Source organism: Xanthomonas sp. SHU 308 (assembly GCF_000364645.1).
Lineage (GTDB): Bacteria > Pseudomonadota > Gammaproteobacteria > Xanthomonadales > Xanthomonadaceae > Xanthomonas_A > Xanthomonas_A sontii.
In genome coordinates, this window is record NZ_AQOK01000662.1 from 1 (window position 1) to 5,083 (window position 5,083).

1 protein-coding gene is annotated in these 5,083 nt (G+C 69.5%); it reads right to left on the reverse strand.

Going from position 1 to position 5,083, the window contains the following annotated elements:
- Positions 1-5,015 (reverse strand): DNA repair ATPase (locus D588_RS25325; protein WP_017916993.1); only part of this gene is annotated, 5,015 nt, incomplete at its 3' end.
- Positions 5,016-5,083 lie beyond the last annotated feature (68 nt).

Sequence of the window (5,083 nt, forward strand, 5' to 3'; positions counted from 1 at the left end):
AGCACCTGCCGCAGCAGCGCAAGAAGTTGCTCCCAGCGTGCCGGTTCCGGACTCGGCTCGGCACGCAGCCCCTGCAGGCCGCCTGCGATGTCCGCCAGCTGCGCCACCATGCGCCCGCCGACATCGGCCTCGTCGGCGCCCATCGCCTTGTTGCGCAGGAAGTCGCGCTTGATCTGGTCCCAGCGCGCCTGTTCCTCGGCGCCCATCGCGCCGCGCAACTCGGCCAGCTTGAGCAGGTTCTCCTCGGCACCGCTGGTCAGCAGTTGCGCCTCGCCCAGGTAGTGGTCGGAGATCAGCTGCTGCAACTCGGCCTCGTTCATCACCGGCGAGACCTTCTCCGCCAGCTTGTTCATGTTGCGGTAGCTGCCCTGCAGCCGGAACGGCGGCTCGGTGCGGTAGCGATCGTCCTGCGCGGCGCTGGCGATGTACTGCTGGTTGACCTTGTACACCACCTCGCGCACGCGCAGCAGGCGCTGCAGCGTGGCCACGATCTCGTTGATCTCCGCGCCGCTGTAGGCATGACTGAGCGCGTTGCCGGAGATCTCCTTGCCGCGCGCGCGATCCACCAGCAGGTACAGATCCGCCAGCTCGCGCGTGGCCAGCGGCGCGAGCACCGGATTGGAGGTGAGCGCGTTCTCGATGTAGCTGAGCAGGAACGCCTCCTCCATGCCGCCGAGCACGTCGCCCAGGTTGTAGATGTCGGCGCGGTTGGCGAGCATGTCCGGAATCTTGAACACTTCGCCGGACTCGGTGTACGGATTGCCGGCCATCACCACGCAGAACTTCTTGCCGCGCATGTCGTAGGTGCGCGTGCGCCCCTTCCACACGCCCTCGATGCGGCGCGTGCCGTCGCACAGCGAGATGAACTTCTGCAGGAATTCCGGGTGCGTGTGCTGGATGTCGTCGACGTACAGCATGGTGTTGTTGCCCATCTCCAGCGCGAGATTGAGCTTGAGCAATTCCTGTCGCGCGGTGGCGTCCGGCGCCTGCGCCGGATCCAGCGAGCGCACCGCGTGGCCCAGCGCGGGACCATTGATCTTCATGAAGACCAGGCCGAGCCGGCTGGCGACATACTCCATCAGCGTGGTCTTGCCGTAGCCGGGCGGCGAGATCAGCATCAGCATGCCCATCAGGTCGCTGCGCTTGTTCTCGCCGACCGTGCCCATCTGCTTGGCCAGGTTGTCGCCGATCACGCCCAGGTAGACCTCATTGATCAGCTTGTTGCGCACGAACGAGGACAGCGGCCGCGGCTTGAACTCGGACAGGCGCAACTGCTCGCGCTCGCGGGCGATGACCTGCTGGCGCAGTATCTGGTACTGGCGGAAGCCGGGCACGAACACCTGCTCGTGGTGGCGCAGGCGCGCCAGGAAATCGTCGATGGCCAGGCGCAGGCGCCCGCCTTCGATGCGCGGATGTTCGCCGAGCAGGCCCTCCACCGTAGCCATCAACGCCACCTCGCTGGCGCGGCTGCGCAGCCGCGGCGCCAGCAGCGCGATCGCCACCGCCTCGGGCGCGTAGCCGGCGTGGACCGCGAAGCGCGGATCGTGGCACAGGCCCTGCACCCACTGGCTGGCCTGCGTCCAGGCAGCGCCGAGCTTGCCGCGCACGCGTTCCAGGCCTTGCTCGAACTGCTCGCGCAGCCCGGCCTCGGCCAGCCGCGCATGCAGCGCATCGAGCAGTTCCCGCGCATGCCGGCTGAACGGGAAAGTCGGTTCGCCCTGCGCCAGTTCGGCCGCCAGGTAGGCGGCGGCCGCCCGCGCCTGGGCGGCATCGAACGCAAGCCCTGCGTCCTCGGCGAAGCGCTGCATGGCCTGCGCCATCTCGGCCTGCAGCGCGTCGCGGCCGTCGCGCGCGCCGAACAGGCGCGCGATCGCATCGACGCCGGCCTGGCGCGCGACCCACGCGGCCACCTCCTCCTCGCGCTGGCGTTCGGCCCAGAACGCCAGCGCCAGCGCGCGCGCGGCCGGGGCGTGCATCAGCGTGCCCGCGGCCTGCTGCAAGGGCAGCAGCGCCTGCAGGATGCGCGTGGCGTCGTGGTCGTGGATGCCGCGCTCGTAGCCCTCGCGGTAGCGCGGCGCGGCGAAGTCGCGCACGCTGCGCGCCAGCGCGTCGGGTGTGGCCGCCAGTTGCGCCAGCGCATCCAGGCTCAACCCCTCCTCGCCCGCCAGCGCCGCTTCCAGCATGCGCCCGGCCAGGTATTCGCCGCGGTACAGCGTGGGCGATTCCGAATCCAGCGTCACCTGCCAGTAGGCGCGGGTGGCGTCCAACGCGGCGTCCTGCAGCGGCTCCAGGTAGTCGGTGCCGGTCAGATGCAGCGCCAGTCCATCCTCGCGCGGCAGCAGGGTCAGGTCCAATGCTTGCGTGTTGACGCTGAAGCGGTGCCGCGGACCCAGCCGCACCACGTTGCCGCCGGCCTCGAACAGCTCGCTGCGGTCGCGCAGCGCACGCACCGCCTGGTCGCGCACGCCCTTCAGCCGCGCCTCGACGTCGTCGGCCTTGACGCTGTCGCGGTAGCCGCGCAGCCGCTCGGCCAGCTCGCGCAGCTTGAGAATCAGCGGGTCGCCGGCGAAGAAGGCGTTGAGTTCGTCGGCGTTGGCGAAGCGCTCGGTGCGCCGCGGCAGGCCGTCGAGGATGCGCGAGGCCGCGTCCAGCAAGGAGCGCGCCTTGCGCTGGCGGTCGTCGAGCAAGGCCTGCTTGTGCGTCTCGAACGCCTCGACCAGTTCCTCGCGCTTGCTGAGGATGTCGCCGAGGAACTGCTCGTGCTCGCCGAACTGGCTCTCCAGTTCCTCCAGTTGCACCATCAGCCGCGACAGTTGCTCGTCGGCGCGCTCGGGATCGGTGGACAGCGCCAGCGCGCTGGTGATCGCCTGGCCGAACAGCGCGAACTGCGCGCCGAACTGGGCCACGGTCTCGGCCGAACCCAGGCTCTTGCGGCGCTGCTCGGCACGCGCGCGCGCCTGGTTGAGCCGCGCGTAGACTTCGGACAGGGCCTCGACCACGCGGGTGCGCTCGGTGGCGTCGTCGACCTTGAGCCCGGCCATCAGTTCCGACAGCAGGTCCAGGTCGGCCGACATCGCCTGCATCGCCTGCACCTGCTCGGACAGCCCGCGCGCGGTCGCCGCCGCCTGCGCCGCCGCGTCCAGCTCGGCCAGGCGCGCGTGCAACGGCGCCAGCGCGCTTTCGCTGCCGAGGAAACGCCCGGTGGCGGCGCCGACCGTGTCGTGGGCCTGCTGCAGCGTCGCGCCCATCGCATCGATCGCATCGGTGTCGATGTAGCGGTACTCGCGGATAGTCAGCAGATGGCCGCGCTGTGCGGCGATGGCGTTGAGCGGTTCGACGAACTCCTGGATGCTGTTCCAGTTCTCCGGCTGCAGCCGCGCCAGCAGCGCCTTGTGCGCGGCCGTGGCCTCGGCCATCGCCTGGTCGGACTGCTGGCGGATCGAAAGCACCTTTTCGTATTCGTCCAGCACCGCCTCGCCGGTGGCGCTGATGCCGCGCAGCACGCCGGCCAGGTCGCCGCAGTGCGCGTCCTCCAGCCAATGGTGCGCGTCGAACAGGCGCCGCGCGTCCTCCACCAGCAACTGGTAGCGCTGCACCGACACCTCGTCGCGGTCGATCGCGCGCGCCAGCCCGAACAGGCTGGAGATGCCGCGCACCAGCTCGGCATTGCCGATGCGGCCGAGGAAGGTGTTGCTCGGCGGGCGCCTGGCGGCGAACTCGTCGCTGCTGAAGGGAGTCTGCCAGACCTGCATCGGATGGATCCGGGTCGGCTCGCTGCCCTCGGCATGGAACAGCACCATGCGCCCGTCCTGCAGCAACGCGTAGCCATGGCCGAACACCGGGTTCTGCAGCGCGCGGCGGATGGTGTTGTAGACGAACAGCGCGGACTTGCCGCCCTCGCGCTCGTAGAAGATGTACAGCACGTCCTCGCCGTTGGGCGAGCGGATCGCGCGCTTGAACTGCATCCCGTCCATCGCCGCGTCGAACGCCTTGTGATCGCCGTTCTGCAGGTAATAGCCGCCGGGAAAAATGATGCCGTGGTCCTCGGGCAGCTGCACGCAGGCCTGCACGATGGCGTCGTTGCGCACGATGCGGCCGCTGAGCGTGTTGTAGATCAGCCCGCGCCACTGCGTCTCGCGATACGGCAGCACCTTGAGCAGGACCAGGCTGCCGACCCGCGCGAAATCGAACTGCGCATCGTCCAGCGACTGGGTCTTGTCCTCCACCGGTTCGCTGTAGATGCCCTGCCCGGTCTCGGTGTTGTTCTCGACCTTGATGGTCAGATCGCCGCCGATGGTCTCCACGAACAGGGTATCGAGGATGTTCAGATGCGAATGGCGCCCGTTCACCGCCATCTCGCGGGTGGCGCGGGTCCATTCGAAGTCGAACGGCGGCGGCAGCGCGATGTCGCGTTCGCCGCGCGCATCGATGTAGGTGAGCGCGCCGTCGCTGTCCTGCGCCCAGCGGAATACGCGCACGTCGCTGCTGCGCTCGCCGATCTGGAACGCCGCCAGCAGCTTGCCGCCGATGACGATCAGTTGCAGCAGCCGCGCGTGCTTGTAGTAGGCGTACAGCTCGCCGAAGTCGTGCACGAAGCCGGCCTGGCCGAGGAAGCTGCCGGCCAGGTCGATCGGGCTGACGTCGTAGCCGTCGGCGCCCTCGACCAGCCGGTACAGCCCGAACACGTCCTGCACGCGGGTCTGGTTCTTGAGCCCGAGGAACACGTTGTAGCCGAACAGCAGCAGGTCCGGCCCGACCTGCACGATGTCGCGGCCGACGCAATTGTGCTCGGTGCGGATGCGGAAGCGGCCGTCCACCTCGAGACGGCTGTCGCCGAACTCCTGCAGGCGCTGCCGGTTGAGCGCCTCGACCGCGTCCTGCAGCCGCGCGCCCTGCTCGACCAAGCGCTTGCGCAGCACGTCGTAGGCGCCGCCCTGGGCGACCGCCTGGTCGACCTGGCTGGGCGCATCGCCCTCGGGCTGGGGATCGGTCTGGGGTTGGGGAGGTGTTGCCATCGTCGCGGCTCCTGCCGGCTTGCGGGGGATCGGCGCATCGCGCCGCGCGCCCGCCACGGGTTGCGACA